23 protein-coding genes are annotated in these 24,718 nt (G+C 68.2%); 14 read left to right on the top strand and 9 right to left on the bottom strand.

Features of this window, described 5'->3' with window-relative positions; genetic code table 11:
• Positions 1-134 precede the first annotated feature (134 nt).
• The 5 genes from IT779_RS35580 (at position 135) to IT779_RS35560 (ending at position 4,962) form a co-directional block, all read left to right on the top strand.
• Entirely contained in the window at positions 135-863 is a 729-nt protein-coding gene (locus tag IT779_RS35580; RefSeq protein WP_196153888.1) for an enoyl-CoA hydratase, read from the top strand.
• A 115-nt stretch (positions 864-978) separates the two neighbouring features.
• Positions 979-2,151: an MBL fold metallo-hydrolase gene (locus IT779_RS35575; protein ID WP_196153887.1), complete on the top strand. Its 1,173-nt coding sequence runs from the start codon at positions 979-981 to the stop codon at positions 2,149-2,151.
• A gap of 45 nt (positions 2,152-2,196) precedes the next feature.
• Positions 2,197-2,403 carry an antitoxin gene (locus IT779_RS35570; RefSeq protein WP_196153886.1) on the top strand — a complete coding sequence of 69 codons (207 nt, stop codon included), beginning with the start codon at positions 2,197-2,199 and terminating at the stop codon, positions 2,401-2,403.
• Between the two features lie 12 nt (positions 2,404-2,415).
• Entirely contained in the window at positions 2,416-4,719 is a 2,304-nt protein-coding gene (locus tag IT779_RS35565) for an ATP-dependent DNA ligase (protein ID WP_196153885.1), read from the top strand.
• Positions 4,720-4,782: 63 nt separating this feature from the next.
• Positions 4,783-4,962, top strand: coding sequence for an antitoxin (locus tag IT779_RS35560; protein ID WP_196153884.1), 180 nt, complete (start codon positions 4,783-4,785; stop codon positions 4,960-4,962).
• Between the two features lie 51 nt (positions 4,963-5,013).
• Here the strand turns inward: IT779_RS35560 and IT779_RS35555 are convergent, their stop codons facing one another.
• The 3 genes from IT779_RS35555 to IT779_RS35545 all read right to left on the bottom strand — a co-directional run bounded on the left by IT779_RS35555 (position 5,014) and on the right by IT779_RS35545 (position 8,648).
• On the bottom strand, positions 5,014-5,658 hold the full coding sequence (locus tag IT779_RS35555; protein ID WP_196153883.1) for an ammonium transporter: 645 nt from the start codon (positions 5,656-5,658) through the stop codon (positions 5,014-5,016).
• A gap of 144 nt (positions 5,659-5,802) precedes the next feature.
• The gene (locus IT779_RS35550; protein ID WP_196153882.1) at positions 5,803-6,540 is read right to left on the bottom strand and encodes an energy-coupling factor transporter transmembrane component T family protein; all 738 of its coding nucleotides are present in this window, start codon (positions 6,538-6,540) and stop codon (positions 5,803-5,805) included.
• Positions 6,537-8,648, bottom strand: a complete 2,112-nt coding sequence (locus IT779_RS35545) for an ABC transporter ATP-binding protein (protein WP_196153881.1) — start codon at positions 8,646-8,648, stop codon at positions 6,537-6,539. Before IT779_RS35545 ends, IT779_RS35550 begins: the two co-directional genes overlap by 4 nt.
• A 93-nt stretch (positions 8,649-8,741) precedes the next feature.
• On the opposite strand from IT779_RS35545, the gene IT779_RS35540 reads away from it, so the two are divergent.
• Entirely contained in the window at positions 8,742-9,830 is a 1,089-nt protein-coding gene (locus IT779_RS35540) for an AraC family transcriptional regulator (RefSeq protein WP_332839109.1), read from the top strand.
• Between the two features lie 2 nt (positions 9,831-9,832).
• Here IT779_RS35540 and IT779_RS35535 read toward each other — a convergent pair whose 3' ends face one another.
• The 4 genes from IT779_RS35535 to IT779_RS35520 form a co-directional block, all read right to left on the bottom strand.
• The gene (locus IT779_RS35535; protein WP_196153880.1) at positions 9,833-10,612 is read right to left on the bottom strand and encodes a metallophosphoesterase; all 780 of its coding nucleotides are present in this window, start codon (positions 10,610-10,612) and stop codon (positions 9,833-9,835) included.
• Between the two features lie 137 nt (positions 10,613-10,749).
• Positions 10,750-11,535, bottom strand: coding sequence for an RluA family pseudouridine synthase (locus tag IT779_RS35530; protein ID WP_196153879.1), 786 nt, complete (start codon positions 11,533-11,535; stop codon positions 10,750-10,752).
• An 8-nt stretch (positions 11,536-11,543) separates the two neighbouring features.
• Positions 11,544-12,554: an adenylate/guanylate cyclase domain-containing protein gene (locus tag IT779_RS35525; RefSeq protein WP_196153878.1), complete on the bottom strand. Its 1,011-nt coding sequence runs from the start codon at positions 12,552-12,554 to the stop codon at positions 11,544-11,546.
• Positions 12,555-12,646: 92 nt separating this feature from the next.
• Positions 12,647-12,844, bottom strand: coding sequence for a hypothetical protein (locus IT779_RS35520; RefSeq protein WP_196153877.1), 198 nt, complete (start codon positions 12,842-12,844; stop codon positions 12,647-12,649).
• Between the two features lie 214 nt (positions 12,845-13,058).
• On the opposite strand from IT779_RS35520, the gene IT779_RS35515 reads away from it, so the two are divergent.
• The 4 genes from IT779_RS35515 (at position 13,059) to IT779_RS35500 (ending at position 18,651) form a co-directional block, all read left to right on the top strand.
• Positions 13,059-13,925: an alpha/beta fold hydrolase gene (locus IT779_RS35515; RefSeq protein ID WP_198429297.1), complete on the top strand. Its 867-nt coding sequence runs from the start codon at positions 13,059-13,061 to the stop codon at positions 13,923-13,925.
• A 452-nt stretch (positions 13,926-14,377) separates the two neighbouring features.
• Positions 14,378-15,103 carry a ParA family protein gene (locus IT779_RS35510; RefSeq protein WP_196153876.1) on the top strand — a complete coding sequence of 242 codons (726 nt, stop codon included), beginning with the start codon at positions 14,378-14,380 and terminating at the stop codon, positions 15,101-15,103.
• Positions 15,103-15,906: a hypothetical protein gene (locus tag IT779_RS35505; protein WP_196153875.1), complete on the top strand. Its 804-nt coding sequence runs from the start codon at positions 15,103-15,105 to the stop codon at positions 15,904-15,906. Before IT779_RS35510 ends, IT779_RS35505 begins: the two co-directional genes overlap by 1 nt.
• 2,148 nt (positions 15,907-18,054) lie before the next feature.
• Positions 18,055-18,651 carry a C40 family peptidase gene (locus tag IT779_RS35500; protein ID WP_408637826.1) on the top strand — a complete coding sequence of 199 codons (597 nt, stop codon included), beginning with the start codon at positions 18,055-18,057 and terminating at the stop codon, positions 18,649-18,651.
• A gap of 41 nt (positions 18,652-18,692) precedes the next feature.
• Here the strand turns inward: IT779_RS35500 and IT779_RS35495 are convergent, their stop codons facing one another.
• Entirely contained in the window at positions 18,693-19,589 is an 897-nt protein-coding gene (locus IT779_RS35495; protein ID WP_196153874.1) for a hypothetical protein, read from the bottom strand.
• Here IT779_RS35495 and IT779_RS35490 point away from each other — a divergent pair.
• The 4 genes from IT779_RS35490 (at position 19,561) to IT779_RS35475 (ending at position 23,717) form a co-directional block, all read left to right on the top strand.
• Complete coding sequence (locus tag IT779_RS35490) at positions 19,561-19,887, top strand: DUF4189 domain-containing protein (protein ID WP_196153895.1); 327 nt, start codon at positions 19,561-19,563, stop codon at positions 19,885-19,887. The two genes, IT779_RS35495 and IT779_RS35490, sit on opposite strands and share 29 nt — an antisense overlap.
• A 278-nt stretch (positions 19,888-20,165) precedes the next feature.
• Entirely contained in the window at positions 20,166-20,621 is a 456-nt protein-coding gene (locus IT779_RS35485; RefSeq protein ID WP_196153873.1) for a hypothetical protein, read from the top strand.
• 314 nt (positions 20,622-20,935) lie between these two features.
• Positions 20,936-22,978 (top strand): hypothetical protein, encoded by a 2,043-nt coding sequence (locus IT779_RS35480; protein WP_196153872.1) that lies wholly within the window; start codon positions 20,936-20,938, stop codon positions 22,976-22,978.
• A 121-nt stretch (positions 22,979-23,099) separates the two neighbouring features.
• The gene (locus IT779_RS35475) at positions 23,100-23,717 is read left to right on the top strand and encodes an ester cyclase (protein ID WP_196153871.1); all 618 of its coding nucleotides are present in this window, start codon (positions 23,100-23,102) and stop codon (positions 23,715-23,717) included.
• A 40-nt stretch (positions 23,718-23,757) separates the two neighbouring features.
• Here IT779_RS35475 and IT779_RS35470 read toward each other — a convergent pair whose 3' ends face one another.
• Positions 23,758-24,267, bottom strand: a complete 510-nt coding sequence (locus IT779_RS35470; RefSeq protein ID WP_196153870.1) for a nuclear transport factor 2 family protein — start codon at positions 24,265-24,267, stop codon at positions 23,758-23,760.
• Positions 24,268-24,718 lie beyond the last annotated feature (451 nt).

Genomic DNA, 24,718 nt, shown 5'->3' with positions numbered 1-24,718 from the left:
TTCGCGGGCGTCTCGCGTCCGAGCGGTCGAGACAATGCGCCGCAGGCGCGAGTATCGACCGCTCGGACGCGAGACCTGAAGGGCCGCGAACCCGCGGCGCCGAAGGCGACGCCATAGACACAGCAGGAGAAGGCATGCTCGGGATCGATCGTGATGGTGATGTGGTCACCATCGAGCTACAGCGCGAGGAACGCCGCAACGCGCTCAACGAGGAACTGGTGAATCTGCTGCGCGAGGCCGTGATCGGCGCGGTGGCCGATGGCGCGCGCGTGATCGTGATAACCGGGCGCGGCCCGCTCTTCTGCGCGGGCGCCGACCTGTCGGGCGTCTACGCCGGTACTTTCCTGTCCGCGCTGCTCGAGATGTTGCACACCATCGAGTCGGTCCCGGTCCCGGTGATCTCGGCGATCAACGGCGGCGCGCTCGGCGCGGGCGTGCAGTTGGCCCTCGCCTCGGATCTGCGGGTCATCGCCCCCGATGCCTACATCGCGATCCCGGCCGCCAAACTGGGTATCACGGTGGACCGGTGGACGGTGCGCCGCCTGGTCTCGATCATCGGCGGCGGTCCGGCGCGCACCGTGCTGCTCGGCGCGGAGTCGGTGTCGGCGCAGGACGCGTACTCTTTCGGCTTCGCCAACCGCATCGGCGGCTTGGCCGAGGCGCAGGCGTGGGCGAAATCCATCGCCGAGCTCGCGCCGTTGTCATTGCGTCACCTCAAACTGGTATTCAATGACGACGGTACGAGGGATCCCGAGCCTCAGCATCAGCGTGCGGCGCTGGAAGCCGCGTGGAGCAGCGCGGATGCAGAGGAGGGCCGGTTGGCCAGACAGGAGCGGCGTTCGGCGAAATTCGTCGGCAGATAGCGAGGACGTCGACAGCAAGGACGTCGATAGCGGGACAGCGTCGATAGAAGGCAGCGCCGATAGAAGGCAGCGCCGATAGAAGGCAGCGCCGATAGAGGAAGTGAGGACGGGCACGATGACGGGTAAGGCCGTGTTGAAGGGCGCGCGCAGGCTCCTCGGTGTCGCGGCGGGCGCCCTCGGCGTCACCTGGGTGGTGCGCGCGGTCTGGGATATCCCGTCGGCCATGGGCGCGTCGATCTCGGCGATCCAGCCCTATGCGGCAGGCGCGTCGACCTACCGCGACCGCCAGTTCCACAACACCGAGCCGAGCAGTCAGATGGTGGCGGGCGCCGCGCCGGGACTGCTGTACTCGGCACTGACCAAACGCGGTGTCGGCCGTCCGCACAAGCCGGTGCCGCTGCGCACCCCCGAGGTGCCGGAGCGGGCCGCCGATCTCGCGGTCACCTGGTATGGGCACGCGTCGGCGCTGATCGAGGTGGACGGATACCGGATTCTCGCCGACCCGGTGTGGAGTACGCGGGTCTCGCCGTCGCCGCTGGTCGGTCCGGCGCGCCTGCATCCGGTGCCCGCGCCGCTGGCCGATCTGCCGCCGGTCGACGCGGTGATCATCTCCCACGATCATTACGACCACTTGGACAAGGCGACGATCAAGGCGCTGGTCGACAGCCAGTCCACGCCGTTCCTGGTCCCGCTCGGCATCGGCGCGCATCTGCGCCACTGGGGTGTGCCCGAGCACCGGATCGTCGAATTGGATTGGGGCGCTTCGATATCGCTGGCCGCGCTCGGTCGGGAACGCGACGGCGCCGATCTCACCCTCACCTGTTCGGAGGCAAGGCATTTCTCCGGCCGCGGACTCGTGCGAAACACCACCCTGTGGGCGTCCTGGTCGGTCGTCGGGCCGACGCGCCGGGTCTACTTCGGCGGCGACACCGGGTATACGAAGGCGTTCGCCGAGGCCGGCGCGGCGCTCGGGCCTTTCGACCTGACGTTGCTGCCCATCGGCGCCTACGACGCGCACTGGCCCGATGTGCACATGAATCCGGAGGAGGCGGTCCGTTCGCACGCCGACCTGTGCGTCGGCGATCCCGGCCACGGTGTGCTCGTGCCCATCCATTGGGCCACCTTCAACCTGGCCTTCCACGGCTGGTCGGAGCCGGTGCGGCGGATGGTGGAGGCCGCGCGCGCGGCGGGCACAAGGGTGGCCGTGCCGATGCCGGGGGAGCGTATCGCCCCCGATACGTTCGCAGCCCTCGCACCGGATGATTCCTGGTGGGAGAATATGGGGTGACACGCACACCGTTCGAACCCGTGCTCCGACGAGAGGAACGACGGCATGAGTCTGGCAGACACCCTCAAGGACCTGGTCGGTAAAGGCAAGGACGCGGCGTCGAAGAACGCTCCGAAGATCAACGAGGCGGTGGACAAGGCGGGCGCGTTCATCGACCAGAAGACCGGCGGCAAGTACTCCGACAAGATCGAGAAGGGCAAGCAGGCCGCGAAGAAGGTCGTGCCGCCCGAGCATCCGGGTAAGCGCGGCTGAGGCGCGGCGGGTATGTCCCGCCGTGAATTCGCAGGCCCCGACGGCCGGGGCGTCGATGTCGAGCTGAGCAATCTGGACAAGGTGCTGTACCCGGCCACCGGTACCACCAAAGGCGAGGTCATCGCCTATTACTCGGCGATCGCGTCGGCCATGCTGCCGCATATCGCGGGTCGCCCGGTGACCAGGAAACGCTGGCCGAACGGTGTGGACGAGCCGTCGTTCTTCGAAAAGAATCTGCCCGCGCACGCGCCGTCCTGGATCGAGCGGCACGGGGTCGAACATTCCGACCGCCGCGTGGTGTACCCGGTGATCGATTCCGAAGCCGGACTCGCCTGGATCGGTCAGCAGGCGGCGCTGGAAGTGCATGTGCCGCAGTGGCGTTTCGACGGCGACGAGCGCGGCGCGGCCACCCGGTTGGTCTTCGATCTCGATCCGGGGCCTGGTGCCGGGTTGGCCGAATGCGCTCGGGTCGCGCTGCTGGTGCGGGAGATGATCGAGGAGATCGGGCTGCGCGCCTTCCCGGTGACCAGCGGCAGCAAGGGCATTCACCTGTATGTGCCGTTGACGCGCGCGCTCAGCCCGGGCGGCGCGTCGACGGTGGCCAAACAGGTCGCCGCCAATCTGGAGAAGTTGCACCCCGATCTGGTGACGGCGACCATGGCGAAATCGGTGCGCGGTGGCAAGGTCTTCCTCGACTGGAGTCAGAACAATCCGGCCAAGACCACCATCGCGCCGTATTCGATGCGCGGCCGCGCCGAGCCCAATGCCGCCGCACCGCGCACCTGGGACGAGCTGGAGGACCGGAAGAACCTGCGGCACTTGCATTTCGACGAGGTGCTCGCCCGCTTCGCCGATCACGGCGACCTGCTCGCCGACCTCGACCCGCCCGTCCGCACCGCCGAGACCCCGCCCGACGCGCTCACGAAGTACCGGTCGATGCGCGACCCGACCCGCACCCCGGAACCGGTGCCGTCGACCGCGCCGATATCGGGCCCCGGTGACCGTTTCGTGGTGCAGGAGCATCACGCCCGCCGCCTGCACTGGGATGTGCGCCTGGAACGCGACGGCGTCCTGGTGTCATGGGCGGTGCCGAAAGGCCCGCCGACCAGCCCCGACCAGAACCGTTTGGCGGTGCACACCGAGGACCATCCGCTGGAGTACCTGGACTTCCACGGCGCGATTCCCCGCGGCCAGTACGGCGCGGGCGAGATGACGATCTGGGACCGCGGCACCTACGAGACCGAGAAGTGGCGCGCGGACGAGGTCATCGTCACCTTCCACGGCGACCGGCTCACCGGGCGCTACGCGTTCATCAGGACCAATGGCAAACAGTGGCTCATGCATCTGATGCGCGAGCATCGGGAGCCGGAGCCGAGCGCGGAGGTCGAGCCGAGAATCCTGCGTCCGCGCGCGAACGGCGCCGCGCCGTTTCCCCGCGGGCTCACACCCATGCTGGCGACACCGGGCGATATCGCCGACCTTGACGGCGGCGACTGGTGCTTCGAGACGAAATGGGACGGTTTCCGCCTCATCGCCGAAATCGACGGTGGCGCACTGACTTTACGCAGTCGAGCGGGCAATGTGTTGACCGCGCGCTACCCGTCGTTCGCGACGCTGGCCAAGGAGTTGTCCGCGCACCGCGTGGTGCTCGACGGCGAGGCGGTGGTCTTCGACGATCACGGCGTGGCCAACCTCGGCCTGCTGCGAGCCGACCCGGCCCGCGCGGTCTTCGTCGCCTTCGACGTGCTGCACCTGGACGGCACGTCGCTGATCCGCAAGCGCTACACCGACCGGCGGCGGGTGCTCGAGGCGCTCGCCGCGAATTCGCCGTCCATGGTGGTGCCGCCGCGCTTGGACGGACCGGGGGAGGCGGCGCTCGAGTACAGCCTGCGCCACGGGCTGGAGGGTGTGGTCGCCAAGCGCAAGGACTCGGTGTATCTGCCGGGCAAGCGCGGGCACGCGTGGGTGAAGGAACGCAATTGGCGGGTGCAGCGGGTCGTGGTCGGCGGGTGGCGGCGCAGCGACGTGCGGGACTTCAAGTCGTTGCTGGTCGGTATCCGCTACGACGGCAAGCTGTACTACGTCGGCCGGGTCGGCACCGGATTCGGCGACGCCGACATGCGCGATCTGGCGCGCCGACTCGGCGGGTCCGAGCGCGCGACGAGTCCGTTCCACAACGAACTCACCGCCGAGGAGCGCAAGGAGGCGGTCTGGGTGACCCCGCGCGTCGAGGCCACCGTGCGTTTCATGAACTGGACCGAGACCGGCAGGTTGTGGCATCCGGCGTGGCTCGGCGAGGCGGATGCCGCGTCGTAGCGGGCTGGGTATCGTTGACACGCGGTTCGATACGCAAGAGCCACGAGCACGAGGGAGTACGCGATGGACTTCAAGAATCTGGCGAACAAGGCCAAGGATCTGGCCCAGCAGCACGCGGACAAGGTCGACACGGCCATCGACAAGGCGGGCGACCTGGTCGATCAGAAGACCGAGAGCAAGTACGCCGACAAGGTCGATTCCGCGCAGGACGCCGCGAAGAAGGCCATCCGCCAACAGGATTGAGGGCATCGACCGGTCGCCTCGCAAGCGGCGACCGGTCGACCGGCCGATCCGTCAGTTGGCCGCGCGCGGCTTGTCCGCCCACTGCGTCGTGTTCGGCGCCGCGGCGAAGGTGTTGAGCATTTCGATGCCCGCGATGAGCAGCGCCGGGCCGCCGACCACGACGGTGCCGATGATGCCGCCGATCGCGGCGCCGGTGGCCACGGTGGCGATGCCGAGTCCGCCCGCGAGGAAGCCGATCAGGCCGACTGCGCCGCCGAGTGCGGTGCCGATGAAGGTGCCGACAGCGGTCGCGATGCCGAAGCGGGTCTCGAAATTGCTTTGTGCGCGCAGGTTTTCGATCGCGGAGGCGACCGGCTGCACCTTGACGGGGCGTGCCTTCTCGAAATCCCGCACGGCGGTGAGCTCGAGCACGGTGCCGTTGTCGAGTACCCGGTGCGGCAGCGGGAATTCGAGTCCGTCCTGTCGGAACGACAGCGGCAGCGAGGTGACGGGATTGCCCGCCGCGTCCTCGATGGTGACGTGATCGTCGACGACGCGGAAGGTGCCGTCGGTGAGCGTGGTGATGATCGAGTTGCCGACCAGGTGGGTTTCGTACCGGATGTCGGGTGTCGATGGCTGCGCGTGGCTGACGCCGGAGCCGACGGTGAGTGCGACCGCCAGCGGTAAGGTGGCTGCGGCGACGGTGCGGAGGGTCATATCCGGGTGTCCAATCCTCATCAGGTCGGCCTCGGTGGGCCACGCGTACCGCGAATCATTGGAATATCAATGTTTCAGATCTCAGTTTAGCGTCCGCACGGCGGGCGTGCCCCCGAATTCGGGGGCAAATCCCGGACTCTCGCGTCAGATCAGCAAATCGAGCGCCACCGACCCCGCGCAGACCAGCGCCACCGCACCCACCGCCACGGCGTCACGCCGACCGGGAGAACTCGGATGGGCCGTCAGCGCGCCCGTACCGCCGCGCGCGGTGATCGCCTCGCCGAGTTCGGTCGCGCGCCTGGTCGCGACCGCCATCGCCGCGGTGAGGATATCGATGAGCGGACTGTCCGCGGCCCGGTCGAGCACGCCGTCCTTGGGTCGAAGCTTGCGCGCCGCCCGCAGCACCCGGATCTCCTCGAGCAGCAACGGAAGCCCGCGCAGCGTCAACGCGACCACGACCGCCCACTCGTCCACCGGAATCCGCAACCGCCGCAGCGGCGCGCCCATGGTGGCCAGCGCGGGTGCGATATCGCCCATCGGCGTGGTCCACGCGATCATGAAAGAGGCCGCGACCAGGATCAACCCGAACACCACCACCTGGGCGTAGCGCAATACCGCCGCGCCGCCCACCGGCAGGTTCATCAGCGCGCCGAGGCCGATCAGCCCCCAGAACCACCACGGCAGCCGAGGCAGCGTGCCGAGCGGGAGCCGCGCGACGACGCCGACGACCACCAGGAACACGACCATCGCCCCGAGCACCGTCCAGGACGGCCAGACCACGAGCAGCGCGCTGATCAGGAACGCGCCGATCATCTTCGTGCCCGCCCACAGATCGTGCACCGGACTCGAGACCGGAACCTGGCGAAGCAACACGGTGCTCATCGGTGACCTCCGTTGTCGAAGCGCAGCGCGGCGTCGCCGGGACGGGCGAACGGCGCCGGTCTGGCGACCGGCGCGGCATCGGCGGCCGGCTGACTCTCCAGGATGCGGCCCGCCTCCAGGTGCACCGTGCGGTCGCACACGGCCGACATGTCCGCCACGTCGTGGGAGATGACGATCAAGGTGAGGCCCGAATCCCGCAGTCGGGCCAGCAATTCCACGATATCGGCGCGACCGCCGGGATCGAGCCCGGCCAGCGGCTCGTCCAGCACGACCACCTGCGAGCGGCCCGCCACCATGGCCGCGAGCACCACCCGCTTGGCCTGCCCGCCGCTGAGTTCCTCGATGGAACGCGCGGTGAGTCCGCGATCCAGCCCGACCGCGTCCATGGCCCGGCCGACCGCACCCGATCCGGTCGAGCGCCCACCCCAATCGGCGATCTCCTCGCCGACGGTCTGCTTCTGCAATTGCAGCCGCGAATGCTGGAAGGCCAGCGCGACCCGGCCGGACTGACCGCCGACGGATTTCCCCGACAGTTCGCATTTGCCCTCGGACGGCCGGATCAGTCCCGCGATGATCCAGGCCAGCGTGGATTTACCCGAACCGTTGCCGCCGACGACAAGCAGCGCCTCACCGCGGCGCACCGCGAGATCGACACCGTGCAGGGCGGGCGCCTCCCAGGGCGTGCCCCGGTTGTAGGTGTGCCGCACACCGCGCAGTTCCAGCACCACCGGGCCCATGGGTCGGCGGCGGGCGTCGCGCGCCGGACGCGGCCAGGCGGGCAGTCGATCGACCGCACGCCCACCGGCCAGGTGCACCACCCGGTGTGCCGCGGCGGCATCGGCCTCGTGGTGGGTCACCAGCACCACCGCCATCGGATGCCGCGCGGGCAGCTCCGCGAGCAGCCCGACCAGTTCGCGTCGGCCCTCGGGGTCGATCATGGAGGTGGCCTCGTCGGCGATGAGCAGCGCGGGACGGCGCGCGAGCGCGGCGGCCACCGCCAAGCGCTGCTGCTGCCCGCCCGAGAGCGTCGCCGTCTCCCGCCCGCCCATGCCGGCGAGCCCCACCTCGCCGAGCAGCGCTTCCACATCGACCTCGGCGGCGACGTCGGCGGGCAGCCCCCACACCACGTCGTCGGCGACCAGCACCCCGAGCGTCTGACTCTCCGGACGTTGCAGCACCAGCGCGGTGCCGCCGACATGGCCGAGCCCGGCCGAACCGGGCCGCGACACCGCGCCCGAAGTCGGCGGCAGCCCGGCGAGCAGCCTGGTCAGCGTGGATTTCCCGGACCCGTTGTGGCCGACGACGGCGACGAATTCCCCGACCCGCACCGTCAGGTCGATATCGGTGAGCGCGTCGAGCTTGGCGTTGGGGTAGCGGAAACCCGCACCGTGCAGGGTGACCGGCAGCGGCTGGATCGGCCGGTCGTCGGCGGGCGCGGCGAGCCGGTCCCGATTCGGCAGCCACGCCAGCCGGTCCAGCACCGACCCGAGAATCCACCAGGACGCCAGCGCGCTCACGACGACGCCGAGCGCGACGCCGCCGCCGACCACCGCCCACCACCAGCGCAGCACGAATTCGGTGAGATCGGAGGCCGCCCGGCCGAGCGGTTCCAGCTGCGGTTGCCGCGCCGCGAGCCGCTGCACGCCCTCGGCGGTATTGCGAATGCTGTCGAACAGCAGTTCCCTGGTGCGGCCGAGTACCAGTAGCGATCCCACGGAGAACCCGGCCCACAGCAGCCCGGCGGGCAGCGAAAGCCCGAGGACCGCGAGCGGCCCGCCGCCGCGCCGTTTCACCCCGCCGATGATCCCGCCGATGGTCGCCGTCGCGATCACACCGAGCGCGGGCATGACACCCGCGGCGACGAAGGTCACCAGCGTGGCCGCGACGGTGGCCGTGACCAGGGTGCGGGGCCGGTAGCGATGCGCGAGCATCCCCATCGGGACCGCGGCCACCAGCTGTAGCGCCGCCGCGAACGGGATCACCGAACCGACGGTGATCAGCCCGACCGTGACCCCGCCGAGCACCGCGCCGGTGGCCAGCTCGATCGGGCGTAGCGGTCCGCGCGCATCGACGGGTGCGGTTCCCGTGGCACTGGGGAGTTCGCTCACGGGTCAAGTCTGCCGGCCCCGCGAACAGGCCGAGGTCGGCGCGGCATTCCCGGCACGCTGCGTGACGAGGGAGTTGCGAGGGGGAGGCGCGTGGTGATCGACAATTTCGGCCATAATGGCGGCATGCAGCGGGTGGTGGATCCTGGAATCCGCGACTGGGACTTTCCGCGCGGAATCGCGAGCGTGGCCCTGATGGTCGCGTACGCGCAGGAATGCGGGGTGCCTCCGGCGCGGATGCTCGCGGGCAGCGGCCTGGCCGAGGCCACCCTGCACGACCCGGACGCCCAGATCGACGCGCACACCGAACTCGCCGTCATCCGCAATCTGGTCGCCACACTCGGCGAGCGCCCGGCCCTCGGGGTCGAGATCGGGTTGCGCTACCGCATCACGACCTTCGGCATCTTCGGATTCGCCTGCGTCAGCAGCCCGACGCTCAGCGAGGCCATCACCTTCGCCCTGCGCTACCTCGACCTGAGCTTCACCTTCTGCCTCCCGGTCGCCGAATGGTCCGACGGGGAATTCGTGGCGCACGTGCACGACGAATCGGTGCCGCCGGACGTGCGCCGATTCCTGGTCGAACGCGACGTGACCGCCATGAACCGCGTGATGAGCGACCTGATCGGCCGCCAACTTCCGCTCGTCCGAGCCGAATTCAACTTCGCCGATCCCGGTTACGCCGATCGGATCGCCGAGGTCACCGTGGTGCGGCCGCGCTTCGGCAGACCGCACAACCTGTTCGCCATCGATCCCGAAATCCTGGATCAGCCACTGCCGCAAGCCAACGAGCACACCTGGGCCATGTGCCTCGCCCAGTGCCGTGATCTGGTCGACCGCCGCCGCGCCCGCACCGGCATCGCCGCCGAGGTCCGCAAACTGCTGGTACCGGGCGACGCCGACGGATTCGCCGCACCCGCCGGAATCGACACCGTCGCACGCGATCTGAACATGAGCACCCGAACCCTGCGCCGCCACCTCGACGCCGCGGGCACCAGCTACCGCGCACTCCTCGACGAGGTGCGCCGCGCCCTCGCCGAGGAAATGCTCACCGCCACACCGCTTTCGGTCAGCGATGTGGCGATCCGACTCGGCTACGCGGAATCCTCGACCTTCATCTACGCCTTCAAACGCTGGACCGGCGCCACACCCGCCGCATACCGCCGCGGCCGCATCGCGCGCCGCTGAGCTCAGATCGGTTGAACAGTCACCCGGCCCGCCATCGACACCGAGCGGAAATGTGTGGTGAGACGGCCGGATTCGTCGATGACGTGTAATGCGATCGCCGGATCCGGCGCGTAATCCATGACCCGGTGCGGCATTTCGAGCTCCCACGCACCGCCGAGCACGGACGCGGTACTCGGCGCGATCAGCAGCGGACGTCCCGCGAAGGTGGTGGCGGCGGGGGAGTGGGCGTGCCCGCTCAGCACCGCGAGTATGCGGTCGTCACCCGCCACGATTTCGGCGAGGCGTTCCGGTTCGGCGAGGGCGATCTCGTCGACCACCGGACTGGACAGCCGCGCGGGCGGGTGGTGCAGGGCGAGCAGGATCGGTGTGTCGGCAGGCGCGGCGTCCAGCGCTTCGCGCAACCATTCGTAGGTGGTCTCGCACAGCCGTCCGCCCGGTTCGCCGGGCACGGTCGAGTCGAGCAGGATCACCGTGCTGCCACCGATCCTGCGCACCTGGTTGATGGGTTCGTCGGAGGCGGGCTGGTCGAGCAGCATGGCACGGAAGTGCGCGCGGTCGTCGTGGTTGCCGGGGATGGCGTAGACGGGGATGTCGGTGGTGAGGGCGGTGCGCGCGTCGGCGTACTGTTCGGGTTTGCCGGATTCGGTGACGTCGCCGGTGACGAGGATGGCGTCGGGGCGGCGGCGGAGTTCGCCGAGGAAGCGCATCACCGTTTCGACGCGTTCGGTATTGCGGATGCCGAGATCGAAGTGGGTATCGCTGACCTGAGCCACCAGGATCATCGGCGTTCGCTTTCTCTGGGGGATCGCTCCATTGCGTCAGAGTGCGCGCGGCTCGCGTCAGCGCACCCATACAGGCTAGTTGACCTGGGTATTGACCGTCGTCGTGAGCCTCGCCACGGTCGCGCGGACATCGAGCGTTATGTGATCTGATTCACTTCGATGAAGTCGCTCACGCCGTCCAGGATGTCCGTGCCCGCAGCCGGCACCGGGTGCCAGAAGTCCGCTCCGGGCGGTGCGTCCACATCGAGTGCCGGGGGTTTGCGCCACGACGCCGTCAGGCCGAGACGCCACGAATGCAGATAGGTTCGCTCGAAGGTGTCGGACCGGTCGAACAGCGGGTCGCCGAGTATCTCGTGCCCGATCCACGCCAGGTGCACGCGAATCTGATGCCGCCGCCCGGTGACCGGCCGCAAGGCCAATACCGCGCGGTCCGCGTCGCGGAACAGCGTCGCGAACTCGGTCAGTGAGGGATAGTGCTTGGCGGCGAGCAGATCGCCGTCCTCCACATACCAGCGCCGCGCCCCCGATTCGTCGTCGGCCGACCGGATGGCCTCGCGCGGCGCGGCGATCCGCACCCGGTTCTTGCGCCCGACGCTCAACGGCAGGTCGATCGTCCCGCGATCGGGCAGATCGGCGCCCGACACCACGGCCAGGTAGCGCTTGTCGGCGGTCTGCTTGTTGAATTGCCTGGTCAACTCGCCGTGGGCGGTGAGATCGGTGGCGAGCAGCACGAGTCCCGACGTCACCTTGTCGATCCGGTGCACCGGATACAGCGTCACACCGTCGGCCGCGGCCAGTTCCACGATGTCGGTGTCGTGGCGTTCCCCGGTCACCGAGATGCCGACGGGCTTGTTCAGCGCCACGATCGCGTCGTCGCCCGCGACCAGGTAGCGCTCGCGCAACCGCGCCCAGGTGAGGTCCACGTGGTCGGTCACTCCTTGGGCCGAAGCAGATGCGGGCGGAGGCGGTTGAATCCGCGCACACGCACGCTGCGCAGGTTCTGCACGTCGAATTCCGGGTCGTCGGCCAGCTCGGCCGCCGCGCCGTCATCGATGAGGATGGTGCCGGGACGCGCGACGCCGGTGAGGCGCGAGGCCATGTTGACCACCGAACCGTAGAGGTCGCCGAGCCGTTGCAGAACCGGTCCGTAGGCGAGCGCCACCCGCAGTTCCGGAGTGCCACCGACCACCATCGTCGACTCCTGGATAGCCAGCGCGATGCGCGCGCCCTCGGCCGCGGTCTCGGCGGCGAACATCACTTCGTCGCCCACGTTCTTGACCACCCAGCCGCCGTTCTCGGTGATCGCCGCCGTGGTGGTCGACTCGAACGCCTCGAGCAGCATGGACAGCTCGTCGGGATGTAGATGCCTGGTCAGGCGGGTGTAGCCGACCATATCCGCGAAACCCACCGCGATCTCCCTTGTGGAGTCCTCGGCCGTGCCGCCGTCGAGTGAACGCGACAGCGCCGCCGCCAGATGGCGCCGCCACACATACATCTGCAGCTGCGACACCGCCTCGATCGTGTCGCGGGTTGCGGTCAGGGTGAGCTCCGCGATCTTCTCCTGATCGGTGAGCGAATCCTCGGCCACCGCGGCCTCGACGCGCGCCGTGATCTCGGCGAACATCAGATCGGCCTGCCATTCGGCCAGTCGCGCCATGCTCAGGCCGAGGGCCCGCGCCGCCGACGCCTGCTGGCGCATATCGGACTCCGCGACGACCTTGAACCCCCGGAACCGCCGCACCGCCTCCACATCGTGGTCGTTGTACTCGACCGCATCGTCCTGATGCGCCGGGAACCCGAGCGCCATCCACAACTTGCGCGACACCTGCGGTGAAACCCCCGACCGCTCGGCCACCTGGGCCCGGTCGTATCGCCGTTCGCCGTCGACCAGATAGTCCTCGACGACGGACTGGATGAGCTTGGAGAGTTCGGGCGCCACCATGTCCGCCAACCTTACGGCCCCACCCGACACGCCGAGTGTGATGTGCGCCCGAGCGGGGATACCTCACAATCGGGAACCGCCCCCGCTCGTGCCTACCTCTCGCTGGGCAGGATCGACAGCGCCACCATGATCCCCACCAGCAGACTCGACACGGCGAGCAAGGTGAGTCCGGCGGACCCGGTCAGCGCCGCGACGGCTATGGCGAATGCGAGGCAGGACACCGAGGACAGCACGGCAGTACCGACCTCGACACCTGCGATTCGGGTTGGTCGCTCATCCGTGTCTGCCATGTTCTCGGAGTACCCCACGGGACCGTTATGAAACCGTGACAGTCGAATCGGTTGTGTAGCAACTATTTTCAGCGCAGTCGGCTCGGCAGGGCGAGGTCAGCGGTCGTAGGTACAGCTTGCTTCCGAGTGGATCGGGCGCTCCGCTCGACTATGACGCGGTGTTCGGAAGCTGGGTCGGGCGGACATGTGCGCGGTTCCGCGTCATCATGGACAAGTGACCATATCCGCGGACGACGCCGCTTCCCCGACCGCGACGGCCCTCATGGCGCCCGCGATGTATGTCCGCCTCGACGGGCCGGATCGTGGTGCGCCGATTCTGCTCGTCCACGGATTCAGCGGCTCGTCGCACTGGTTCGACGAGCTCGCGAACCTGCTGGCCGCCGAATACCGGGTGATCAGGGTCGATCTGCGCGGCCACGGACGCACCGGCGGACACGCCGGACTCGATCCGCGATCCCAGGCCGCCGCCATCGACTCGGCGCTGGCCTTCCTCGACATCACCGACGTGCTCGCCGTCGGCCACTCCTTCGGCGCGGATGTCGTCCTGGAACTGGCCCGGCGCGGCGATCGGGTGCGTGAGGTCGCGATCATCGGCCAGGCGCCCGACTACAGCTACGCGAATCTGCCGGTTGGTGGCGAGATCATGGCCATGCCGGTGCTCGGCGCCCTCTTGCACCGCTTCGCCCCGCCTGCGGTCGTCCGCTTCGCCGTGCGCGCGAGTGTCGCTCCCGGATTCCCCCTCGACAATGCCTTCGCCGACCCGAACCGCCCGCTTCTCGACCACCGTGCCATGAGTCCCGGCATGTACCGGGTGGTTCTCGCCGAACGCAAAGCCCGCCTCGCCGCCGACCCGCTCGACGCGCAGGTTCGTGCCCTGGGAAAGCCGTGCCTGGTGATCCACGGTGATCGTGACCAGCTGTACGACGTCGACCGCACCGTCGCCAGGTACCGCGCCGCCGGTGCGACGGTCGAAATCGTCTCCGGTGCGGGGCATTCGCCGAACCTCGAGCGTCCGCACGAGGTCGCGCGGATCATCAGGCAGTGGACGGCTCGGCGCGCGGATGCCGGGACGGCGCTGTAGGTTGTTCTAATATGTTGTGCTAGTTGATATTTCGGTAAAAATTCCTGGCGGTGGGTGCTGTGTCCAATTGGACACGCTTCGGGAGGCGGGGCGAGCTCGACGGTGAGCGATTCATCCGGTGGCGTGCCGAGAGGTCTGTCACGCGGTCGTGTCGCGAGCTGCCTGAAGCAAGCATATCGTGTACGCGCATATCGTGTACGCGCATATTCGGCTCCTTCCGCGCGAAGAACGTTCGGCCGCGTCGGCTCTCGGACCGAGGCTGACGCGTGCGGAGCCTCGTGGCGGTGATCGCGCGGAGATCCGGTCGTATCGTGCGCCATCGTGCTTCCCGCGAGCGCACACGCGGCACGCCGACCCATCGGCCCACGTGTGGCGAATCATCGGCTACCCGAGTTCCCCGTGCCAGACTGACCGCGCACGGTTCACGCACTCCTCACCACGGAGGATTGTTCATGACGAATTCTGTCGCACCACTCGAACTGCCCGAACCGCTCGTGATCACCCTCGGAAATCTCAAGGGCGGTGTCGGCAAGACCACTTCGGCATTCTTCCTCGCCTCCTATTTCGCGCAGGTGCACGAACGGCGGGTGCTCGTCATCGACGCCGATCCGCTCAGCCAGACCGGCTACTCCTGGTATCGCCGGTTGACGGCCGCCGGGGTCGGCGTCCCGTTCCAGCTCATCGCCTTCCCGTCGCGGCACGTGCACGATTGCGTCGCCGACAACGCGAAATCCTTCGATGTCGTGATCATCGACGCGGGCGGTGAGTCGGCGGAGATCTTCAAGGCCGCGATCCCGGTGAGCGACGAGCTGATCCTGCTGACGAGCGTGAGCCCGTCGGAGGTCAAGCGCGTCCCGAGCACCTATCGCGCCGCGGAGGAGGCCGCAGCGGGCAGCGGGCGCGAGATCCGCGTGCGCGTGCTCATGACGAAGGTGCCCGTCACCATGAAGAAGGGCGTCAACGTCTCCACCGAATATCGTTCGCAGCGCGGGAATCTGGAGGACGCGGGCTACGACGTGTTCGGCAGCTATCTCAGCGCGTGGAAGTGGTACCGCGAAGCCGCGGACGGCGAGGTCGGTGAGGGCGCCGAGAATCCGATCGAGGATCTGGGGGAGTACCGGCAGGTCGGCGACGAGCTGGTCAGCCCGTATCGGGCGGCCGTGGAGGTGCCCGCCTGATGCCTCCCCAACGCAGGAAGGGTTCGATCGGCGCCGCGGCGAATCCGTTGTCGGACAGCGCCGAACACACGCCCGCGGTGTCGCCGTTGCGGGACGCCAGGTGGCGTGCGGAACCGGTCGAGGCGCCGCGAGCGCCCGATGTGCTGACCATGCCGCTGCCCGAATCCGGCGGTGACGGCCCGCTCGACGCGCGCGAACAAGGTCAGCTCGCCGCGTGTGAATCCTCCATCGACAGTCTGCGTATCGCGTTCTGGGCGGCCGGGCGCGCGCTGCAGATCGTGCGTGACGGCCGCCTCTACCGCAGCGAGCACGCCAATTTCGACGACTACGTGGAACAGCGCTGGGATATGCAGAGGTCGTACGCGCACAAGTTGATTCGCGCGTGGCCGTTGGCGGCCAGGCTGCACCCGGTCGCGCCCGCCATCAACGAGGGGCAGGTGCGCGAATTGTTGCCGGTGGCGGCCGAATACGGTGAGGACGCGGCGGTCGCCGTGTACACGACGCTGGCCGACGCCCCCGATGTGAAGGTCACCGCCGTGAAACTGCGCGAAGCGGTGTCGGTACTGCCCGAACGGTGCGGTGCGATGGAGGTGCGGCAGCGGTTGCAAGCGTGGCTGCGCGGCGAGGTCGGCGACGGGGCGGGGGAGCGCGCGGCAGATTTGTTCACCACGGTGGAGTCGCGTCTGGCGGCGTTGAGCAGGCGGGTCGTCAAAGGGTCGGGGGAAGATCCCGTCGCCGCGCGCGAATTCGCCGCGCGCCTGCGCACGCTCGCCCAGCAGATCGAGGAGCAGCTCACCGTCTGATCGGAATTGCCCCGCGGCGCGATTCATTGCATCGCGGGGCAATTTCTCGACAATAGCGATGTTATTACCGTCGTTAATTCTTTATTTGTTCGTTATCATAATTCGGTGTGTTTGCCTTTGCTTCGCGCCGGGATCTGCCGAAAGATGGGCGCTCGGATCCGCTGGACCGATCAGATCACCGTGATGTTTTTCGAAACAATTCGAAGGCCGTGGTGAACACCGAACGTCCGCCATCGGCCGTCGATCTGAGCATCGGAGGACCGAACAATGGCAGCACCCGAAGACGTCCGATCTACTCGCAGGCTGCGCCGCACGATCATCTTCACGATCGGCGTCGCAGCCGCCGCCCTCGGAACCCTGCTGCTGACCGAGGGGCGTGCATCGGCCGAACCGGTCGACGTGCCCGGCGTCGGCGCCGTCGAAATTCCCGATTCGATCGTTCTGCCCCTTCGTAACGCATTTCCCGCCATAGCTGCGCCGGAATTCAAAGCGTCACCTGGTCGAATAGAATTTCCGAAATCCGAAATTCCGGCACGTAATCCGATAGTCGCCGAAATGCGATTCGGTGCGCAGCCGACCGTCGCGCACGTCATCCCGCTGGTCACGGTCGCCGAAGAATTCGCGGTCACCCCGGACGTCGAGCCCGCGCCGCGAACCGGCACCGCCCCAGGCGGCACGACCAAGGATCCCGGAGCCCAGGGCACAGGATTCGATCTGCTTCCCGAATTCACGGTGCCGTTCAGCGACTACAGCTTCGAAGTCGCCCCCGGATTCTTTCCGCCGTCACCGACCGACGAGCCGACCCCCGCCACACCGGGCGCCGGAGTCGAGCGCGGTGGCGTCCCCTCGCTCGGATCGGAACTGCTGTCGGAGTTCAGCAAGATCTTCCCCTTCGCGGACGTCCCCGGATTCACCTACCCCACGGACCCCGACGGCCAGTCACCGGCCCCGAAGTCGACCGGCCCCTCCGACACCACACCGAACAACAGCTCGCCCGCACCGCGCGGCGGAACGCCTGATGGCACCGCACCGAACTCCGACGGCACATCCACCGCGCCCCGCTCCAGCGAAGGCGCTGGTCCGAGTGGTGCGAGTACGGGCGGCGCGAAGCCGATCGCGGCTCGAAGTGTGACGCTGAAGAGTGCCGATCCGGCCCAGCCCGGTGACACGACCGGACCCGAGTCCGACCTGACCACCCCCGCCTCGATCGACGCGCCCGCATCCCACACCGTGACCGAGCCGAACCTCACCGCCGAGTCGCCCACGCCCCCGAACCGGGGCGCACCGGTGAGCCGCGCTGTCGACCTCGGCGCACGACCCGGCTTCCACGGCATCACCATCGACCCGAAGCTGATGACCTCCTTGATCTCCGCGATCGGCCTCTCACCCACCGTGCTCGGATCCGTTCCGCCCCTGTGGCATCTCGAGCCACTCGGCCCGGCCCCTCTCGACCAGCCCGACACCTTGATGGTCGAGAACTTCGCCCCCCGAACGGATTCCATCCGCACTCACGACCGCGCCCCCGCGATCCCCGGCCTACGCCCCGCGATCGCCTCGGTCACCCCGGCCACCCCCGCCGCCTCGGCTACCCCCACCGGCTTGTTCGGCCCGGCTACCGCAGTCAGCCCGGCCGCTCTGATTCCCCCGATCGACCTGCTCGCCTCGATTGCGCCCGCCGCGCCGGCCGCTGCCGCGAATGCGCTCTCTCTCGCCCCGGTTCCTGCGGTCGGCTTGCTGGCCTCGGTCGCGCCCGCCGCGCCGGCTGTTGTGGTGAATGCGCTCTCTCTCGCTGGCCCGGTTCCTGCGGTCGGCCTGCTGGCCTCGGTCGCGCCTGCCGCGCCGGCCGCTGCTGCGAATGCGCTCTCTCTCGCCCCGGTTCCCGCGGTCGGTCTGTTCGCCCCGGGTGCGCTTGCCGCGCCGGTTACTGCGGTGAATGCGCTGACTCTCGCTGCTTCGGTTCCTGCGGTCGGCATGTTCGCCTCGGGTGCGCTTGCCGCGCCGGCTGAATCGGCCGACGCCGTCGCCCCCACCGCGCCGATCGGTCATGCCGCTCCGGTTCTCTCGGTCGGCGCGCTCGCCGCGCCGGTAGCGCAGGCGAACGCGCCCACCCTCGCTCCCTCGTCCGGCCTACTCGCCCCTGTGGCCCAAATCGCGCAGGCTGTTCCGGTCGATGAACTCGTCCGCTCCGCCCTCGTCGCCCTCGCGGCCGCGGTACCACCGCTGGATCTGCTCGCCCCAGCTGCCGTCGCCCCCGCGGCACCGGTAACCCCCACCGCCTCGGTCGACCTCGGGTCGGGCACCGGACAGGCGAGCTGGCCGAATCTGCTCTTCGTGGTCCCCCCGAAGAGTCTCCTCTTACCGACGGGACCGATCCCCCGCGAGTTCATGCCGCCACCGGTGAAAACCTCCGGTGAGGTCGCCGTCGAGGCGGCGCGCGGCAAACTTGGTTCCGATTACAACATGGGCTCCACCGGACCGGATGTGTTCGACTGTTCCGGTCTCGTGCAGTGGTCCTACGACCAGGCGGGTGTCGAACTGCCCCGTACCAGCTACGACCAGCTGACCGCGGGCGTGCCCGTCTCCCGCGACGACCTCAGGCCCGGCGACCTCGTCTCCTTCTACGGCGGCGGCCATTCCGCCCTGTACGCGGGCGACGGAAAGGTCATCCACGCCTCGACCTACGGGGTCGGCGTCACCGAGTCCGATCTCGACTCGATGCCTTTCAGCGGCGCCCGTCGCTTCTGAGCCGGTAGCTCTCGGGCGGTAGGCGCGCGGATTCCAGCGCCCTACCGCCCGAGTAGTTTTCGCCACCGTGGCCGGACATCCCAGAGCCCGAGCACCACCAGCGGCCGTGCGGGATCGTGCGGTTCCCACGCCACCGACGCCGCCAGTCCCGGCGTGATCGACACCCACCATTCGGCCCGATCCTCGGCCGGCACATGATCCGGTTTGTGCCACGACAAGCGAGAGTCCTTGGCCAGCAAGCGAAACAGTCGCTGCTCGGCCGGTCCGCCCGGTGGAAACCGCAGAGGATCGGCCCGGCACCTCGTCCCGAGTTCGATACCCCGCAGCGCGAACAGATCCGCCGCGCGATGCATGAATGTCGTTGCGGTATATGGCCGCACACCGTCGCAGGCACGACACGGCAGGCACATCGAATCATCCTGCCCCGCAGACAAATAGAACTCCGCGGCAGTGGGCGAACGCCACCAGTCCGGCGCGGTCCGATCCGCACGGGCGCTCAGCGCGAGCACATCGACGAGCTGTCTGCGCGCCACCACCGGATCCGAATCTCCTCCTCCGTACCGCTGGAACCGCTCGACCGCCTGCACGGTCACTGCGATCTGCTCGATCAACTCGGCCCCCGTGAGCGCATACGGATCGATCACATGCTGCCTCGATGACCCGTAGCAATCTGTCGCGACCCACCGACGATGCCCGCCCCGATCCACCTCGGAAGCCAACGGCAGCGCCAGCAGATTCTCCGCGACCAGATACCACCCCGATTCATCGCGCTGCCCGAAGATCGGCGGCAACGCCTCGGCGACCTCACCCTCCTCGGCGACCACTCGCAGCACCCACTCCCGCGCCCGCTCCCGATCCCCGACCCCGAACACCTCGGCCGCCGCATCCGCACACGAGTCGGTCACCACGATCGCGAAACCGGGCAGGTCATCCGCCATCTCCGCCGGTGCGAGTGTCGATTGGCCGAGCTACGACGAAGCGCAAGCGGCGGCGATCGAAAACTGTGCTGTTGCCGACTGCACGGTAATGATCGCGTGGGCGAACGGCTGCGGCGCACTCGTCTACAGCGACGACGGTGTGGCCGCGGCGTCCGGCCCGAACCGGTCCGAGGCCGAGCGCGCCGCCTACCGGCGGCTGGCGGAGATCACCCCGACGGCGCCACTGGCGAGTTTCGGTTCCTCCGACCTGAGCGGCGCGAAGGTGTCCCAGGTCGTGTGCACGAGCAACGCCCGCTGATTCGGCGGTGCGGTCCGGGCCGGTTCCCCAGAAGGGAGCCCGGCCCGGTTGTGCTGCCGGTCGTGCCGCGTCAGGGGGAACTGTGTTCGCAGGGGTCGGCAAGCTCTATTTGCTTGTCGATTGCGGTCGCGGGATCACAAAGTCTGCGCGCGGTGTCGTAAGGACTTGATTCGGTAGCCGAAATCGGATAGAACTTGTCCCGTCGCAATTCGCGACGCGAAACATTATGCGCGCTAGGGGAGTTCGTGCGCGCCGGGGTCGGGAGGACAGGAATAATCATGCGTAGGACTATCGGAAAAATCGGTCGTAGGGCTCTCGTCGCCGCGTTGCCGCTGGCGGTCGCGGTCACCTTCGCGGGCGCGGGAGCGGCTTCCGCCGAGGCGGGATCCGTTGCCGCGCAATCGGTTGTCTCGCAGTCGGTGATCGCGGTAGAGCCAGCCGCGATTCAAGAGGTGGCAGCGCCCGTCGTCGCCGAGGCCGAGCAGTTCGTCGCGGCCACGGCCCCCGAGGACATCGCCACCAATCCCGATGCGGCAAACCATAATCCGATGGCGAACGGCGCCGTGGCGGGCGCGGCGGTCGGAGCCGTCGTCGGCGCTGTCATGTGCGCCGCCACCATCGTCGGCATCCCGCTCATCCCGCTCTGCATCCTCGGCCCCGCCCTCCAGGGCGCCCTGGTCGGCTTGCTCGTCGGCGCGGTCGCCCCGGATGTCGTTCCGCAGGTCCTGCCCTGACCTTTCAGCGGTCGTTACTTCCGTTGTCCGGTAGTCGAGTCGGGTTCGACTACCGGACAATCTATTTCGGCACGTCGATGCGGCCCGCCACGATCTCTGTCGAAATTACGAGCCGGGCGCTCGGCCGTCCAGAGGTTTGTTCCCCCCCGCGGGCCGACCAACTGCGGTCGAAGTCTCCGGCAGGCAACCAACGTACGCCGGTGACACAGCTCGCGACGACAACGGCCCAGTCGGCGCGACGCGCTTGCCATACCGCACGCGCCCCGCGGGGATAGCCTGTACGCGACTCCTATCAGCAAAGGACCGCGATATCCGTGCGCACTCACTTCGAGCCGGAAGACATCGACGCATTCGAGGCGGCGAAAGACCTGCTGATTCGGCGCTGCACGGCTTGGGCTGCCGAGCAGGGCCGATCGGTCGATCCTTTCGCGCTGGCCGCCGCGGTGGATTTCCGGCACGAGGGTGTCGATGGACGGCTGGGATATTGGACCGCCGCCCTGGCCGAGGAATTCCTGCTGTCGCATGCGCCGCGGGCGTTGTCGGTGAGCGCACCGGATGCGGTCGAGATCCCGGATTCGCTGCGCGTGCTGGTCGGCTACCTGCATTCGACCGGGCTGGCCGATCCGGGCGGCGACCCATTGCCCGAGGTCGACGCGGCGCTCACGAATTCCGCCGCGGATTTCGCCACGGCGATGGCCGATGAAAGCAATTTCGGTCCGGCCAAGTTCTGGTTGATGACGGCGATGCGAGGCGGCATCGACCCGACCGACGGCCCCGCCATGGCCGAATTCTTCGACGACGTGAACGCCGGTCGTGTCGACTACGACGAAAATGTGCTCGAACATATCGCCGAGCGGCAGGTCCGCGCGGGCGGTGGCCCGGGACGAATGCCGCTGCAACTGCCGGTGTCACTCGCGGGAGACGCCGAACTCGCGGCGACCGCGGACCTGACGCCGATCGTCGCCCGGTTGCGTGCCCTGGTCGAATGGGTCGGTGATGGCCGAGCGCTGACGACCACCGGAAATCTCCGCCTCGCCGATGCCCGCGAACTGGTCGTTCTGCTTGATACCGGTGACGGGGTCGACCAGCGCATCGGCGACCGGGTCTTCCGCACCAAGAGCAGTGCCGAACTGCCCGGTCTCACCTATCTGACGGAACTGGCCAAGAAGATCCGGCTGGTCCGGGTCGTCAAGAACAGATTGGTGCGCGTGGCGAAGGCCGCGCCGCTGCTGCGCGACGGCCTGGCGCTGTGGACGGCCGCGTTCGACGCCCAGCCCGCGCTCGGCCTGCTGATCCCGCCTGCTTCGTGGGCGGCCGATCACACCAGGATGCTCCACAGCATCCTCGATGACGTGCTGCCCGACGTGCTCAACACCCTGTACGGGCTGCCCGAGCCGATGCCGGTGGTCCGCCTGACCGAAAGCGTGTGGTCGGCGTGCGCGGCCTTCTATTACCTCGACGACCTCGATCCGGCGATCCTGGCCCGCTGGCGGCAGGGAATCGATACGGACCTGCGGCGGGTGCTCGACCGGCTGGCGGAAACCGGCGCGGTCGAACTGACCGTCGGCCGTCCCGACCCGATGTACCGGGCCGATCTGGACGCGGACTGGGATTCCGACGCGCTGCCGCCCGATGCCAGGGACCGGCTGCGTATCGCCCTCGCGCCCGAAGTGGCTGCCGTAGAACTGATTTCGCTGACCCCGTTGGCGACTCGCGCGGTGCGCGCCCGCCTGCTCGGCGAAGGCAGGCACGCGCCGTTGGTCGGTGAGCTTGTCGAAGCCGAACCCGCCCAACTGCTCGGCGTGGTCGCCGAACACTACAGTCAGGAAACCGCCGACGCGGAAATCGCGGGCTGGCTGGCCGCGCACGGTGGCCCCGAACGCGGTCTGTCCCTGCTGCTCGACGGGGTGCGCGGCTGCCCGTTCCGCACCCGCGCATATGTGATGCTCGACTTGCTGGCCGACGCCACGCCCGACCGATCCGCATTCCTGCGAGGGCTGCGCACCGATCGCCAGATCGGCCCGATCGCCGTGCAGTTGCTGATAAACGACGGCGAGATCGCCATGGACGAACTCGACCCGGACGAAGGACTGCGCGGAATGGCCGAGCAGTTCATCACCCTGCTGGAAGCGCACGGCCCCGACACCGTCACCGGCATGCTCGCCGACCTGCCGGACGATCAGGCGCCGGAGATAGTTGACGCCTTGGAGCAGTCCGGACACCCCGACCGCGTCGGTCTGAACGAATTGATCACCGTGGCAAGGGCGCACCTCGCCGAACGTCGCCCCACCGTACTGCCCTTCAGGGCAGCGTCACGTTCCAGTCGACCTCGCCGCCCGCGTGGACGCCGCAAGTAGGAGCGTGAGTCAGGTTGCGGAGTATTCGCCAATAGGTGAGAGCCCCTTACCTTCCGCGCGAAAAAGGCGCACAATATTTTGCGTACACCGGCTTGGAGGTTTGTGCTCGGTGAGCATTCGGATGCCCGCCGACACCATGCGGACGGGCATCTTTCGTGATGGCAGCGCCCGCTATCGGGCCGCGCGTACCGAGGTCACCGACGGCCTCACGGTCCGAACGCCAAACCGTACTCGACGCCGAGCTGCGCGGATGCCGCCTGCGGCGACAGCCAACACCGGTTCGGCACAACCAGTAGGAAATGCCATGTCAGAGCAGAACAAGGCCATCGCCAAGCGCGCCATCGACGCCTGGAACAGCAGAGATCTCGAGGTATTCGACGAGGTGGCCGCGGACGACTACATCGACCACGATCCGCAGAACCCGTACGCCGACGTACACGGCCCGGAAGGCATGAAGAAGCTCGTGCGGATGTATCTCGGAGCTTTCTCGGATCAACGCTTCCTGGTCAACGAGCAGATCGCCGAAGGCGACTTCGTGACCACCCGCTGGACGGCGACGGGCACCAACGACGGCGAAATGATGGGAATGCACGCGACGGGCAAACCGGCTGTCGTACAAGGCATCACCATCAACCGCCTCCGAGACGGCAAGCTGGTCGAGGGCTGGACATGTTGGGACGCGCTCGGAATGATGCAACAACTGGGCCTTGTCCGACCCGCCCACTCCGCCACAGCCTGAGCCCCAACCGCTCCTTCTCCACACCGGACTCGGTGGCAGTTCACCGTCGCTCGCGTGGTAGAAGGGCTGTGTAGTCGTCGATGTGGTGTCCGGTGTGCCATGGGCGGGCGGCGCCCGAACGCCACCACGACCACCACAGGCGGGGGTGGCGGACCACCTTGTGGAGCAGCGGGAGCGGGTCGAAGTAGTTCGTGCGTACGATGGCTTTGCCTTCGCGGAGCACGATGCGGTCGATGTTGGGCCATTCGATCAGTTCGTTTCCCGCGTGCGCGCGCAGCCGGAACTCGATGAACAGCAGGTCGGAATCGCCGCGCCAGCGGTCGACCTGTGCGCGCAGGTCCGGCAGCCACCGCCAGATCCGCTGAAATTCCTCCTGCGCGGCGGCGATTCCGCGCATGGGCGGCGAGAGTGGCTGCGTGAGTACGACATCGGGATGCAGGATCTCGTAAATCCGTTCCGGCGAAGGGCTGTTCCAGAAGTCGACGAACCTTTCGACGAAGTCCGCGGGGTCGGAGGTGTGCGACCCTTCCTCGTATGTGAAATCTGTCACTTGTCCGCCTCCGGGTGGGGGTCGTCCTCGGGTCGACGGCGACGGCTCGAAGGTCGCGGTCGGCCGTACTGTCTTCGCGCGGCGCCCGTCCGCGCCCGTCGAGTCGTCTCGCCTGCGCTTTCGGAGTGTCGTTGCTCTCGGCAGGATAGTCGGGACGAATCCGGAGCCGACGCCGACACGCGTGCACCGGTGGGTGCGAGGTCCCGGTGTGCTGAACCCGGGGGTCGGCGCCGCACGTGCGGTGGGTTCCCGCGTCCGAGGGGCCGCGCGCCGCGATGTGAAGAGGGAGTTCCGGGGCGCGGGCTAGTTGTTCTGGAGAGGAATGTCAAGACATCGAAAAATAATCTCAAAGCGTCTATAACTTACGGTTACAGTATTTCTGGCTATGTGTCGATTATCGCTCCTGGGGGTGGAAATGGTATGTACTGATTTGACTGGCGAAACCGTGGCA

The sequence above is a fragment of the Nocardia bovistercoris genome (genome assembly GCF_015674855.1).
Taxonomy (GTDB): domain Bacteria; phylum Actinomycetota; class Actinomycetes; order Mycobacteriales; family Mycobacteriaceae; genus Nocardia; species Nocardia bovistercoris.
This window is presented reverse-complemented; position numbering and strand designations above follow the sequence as displayed.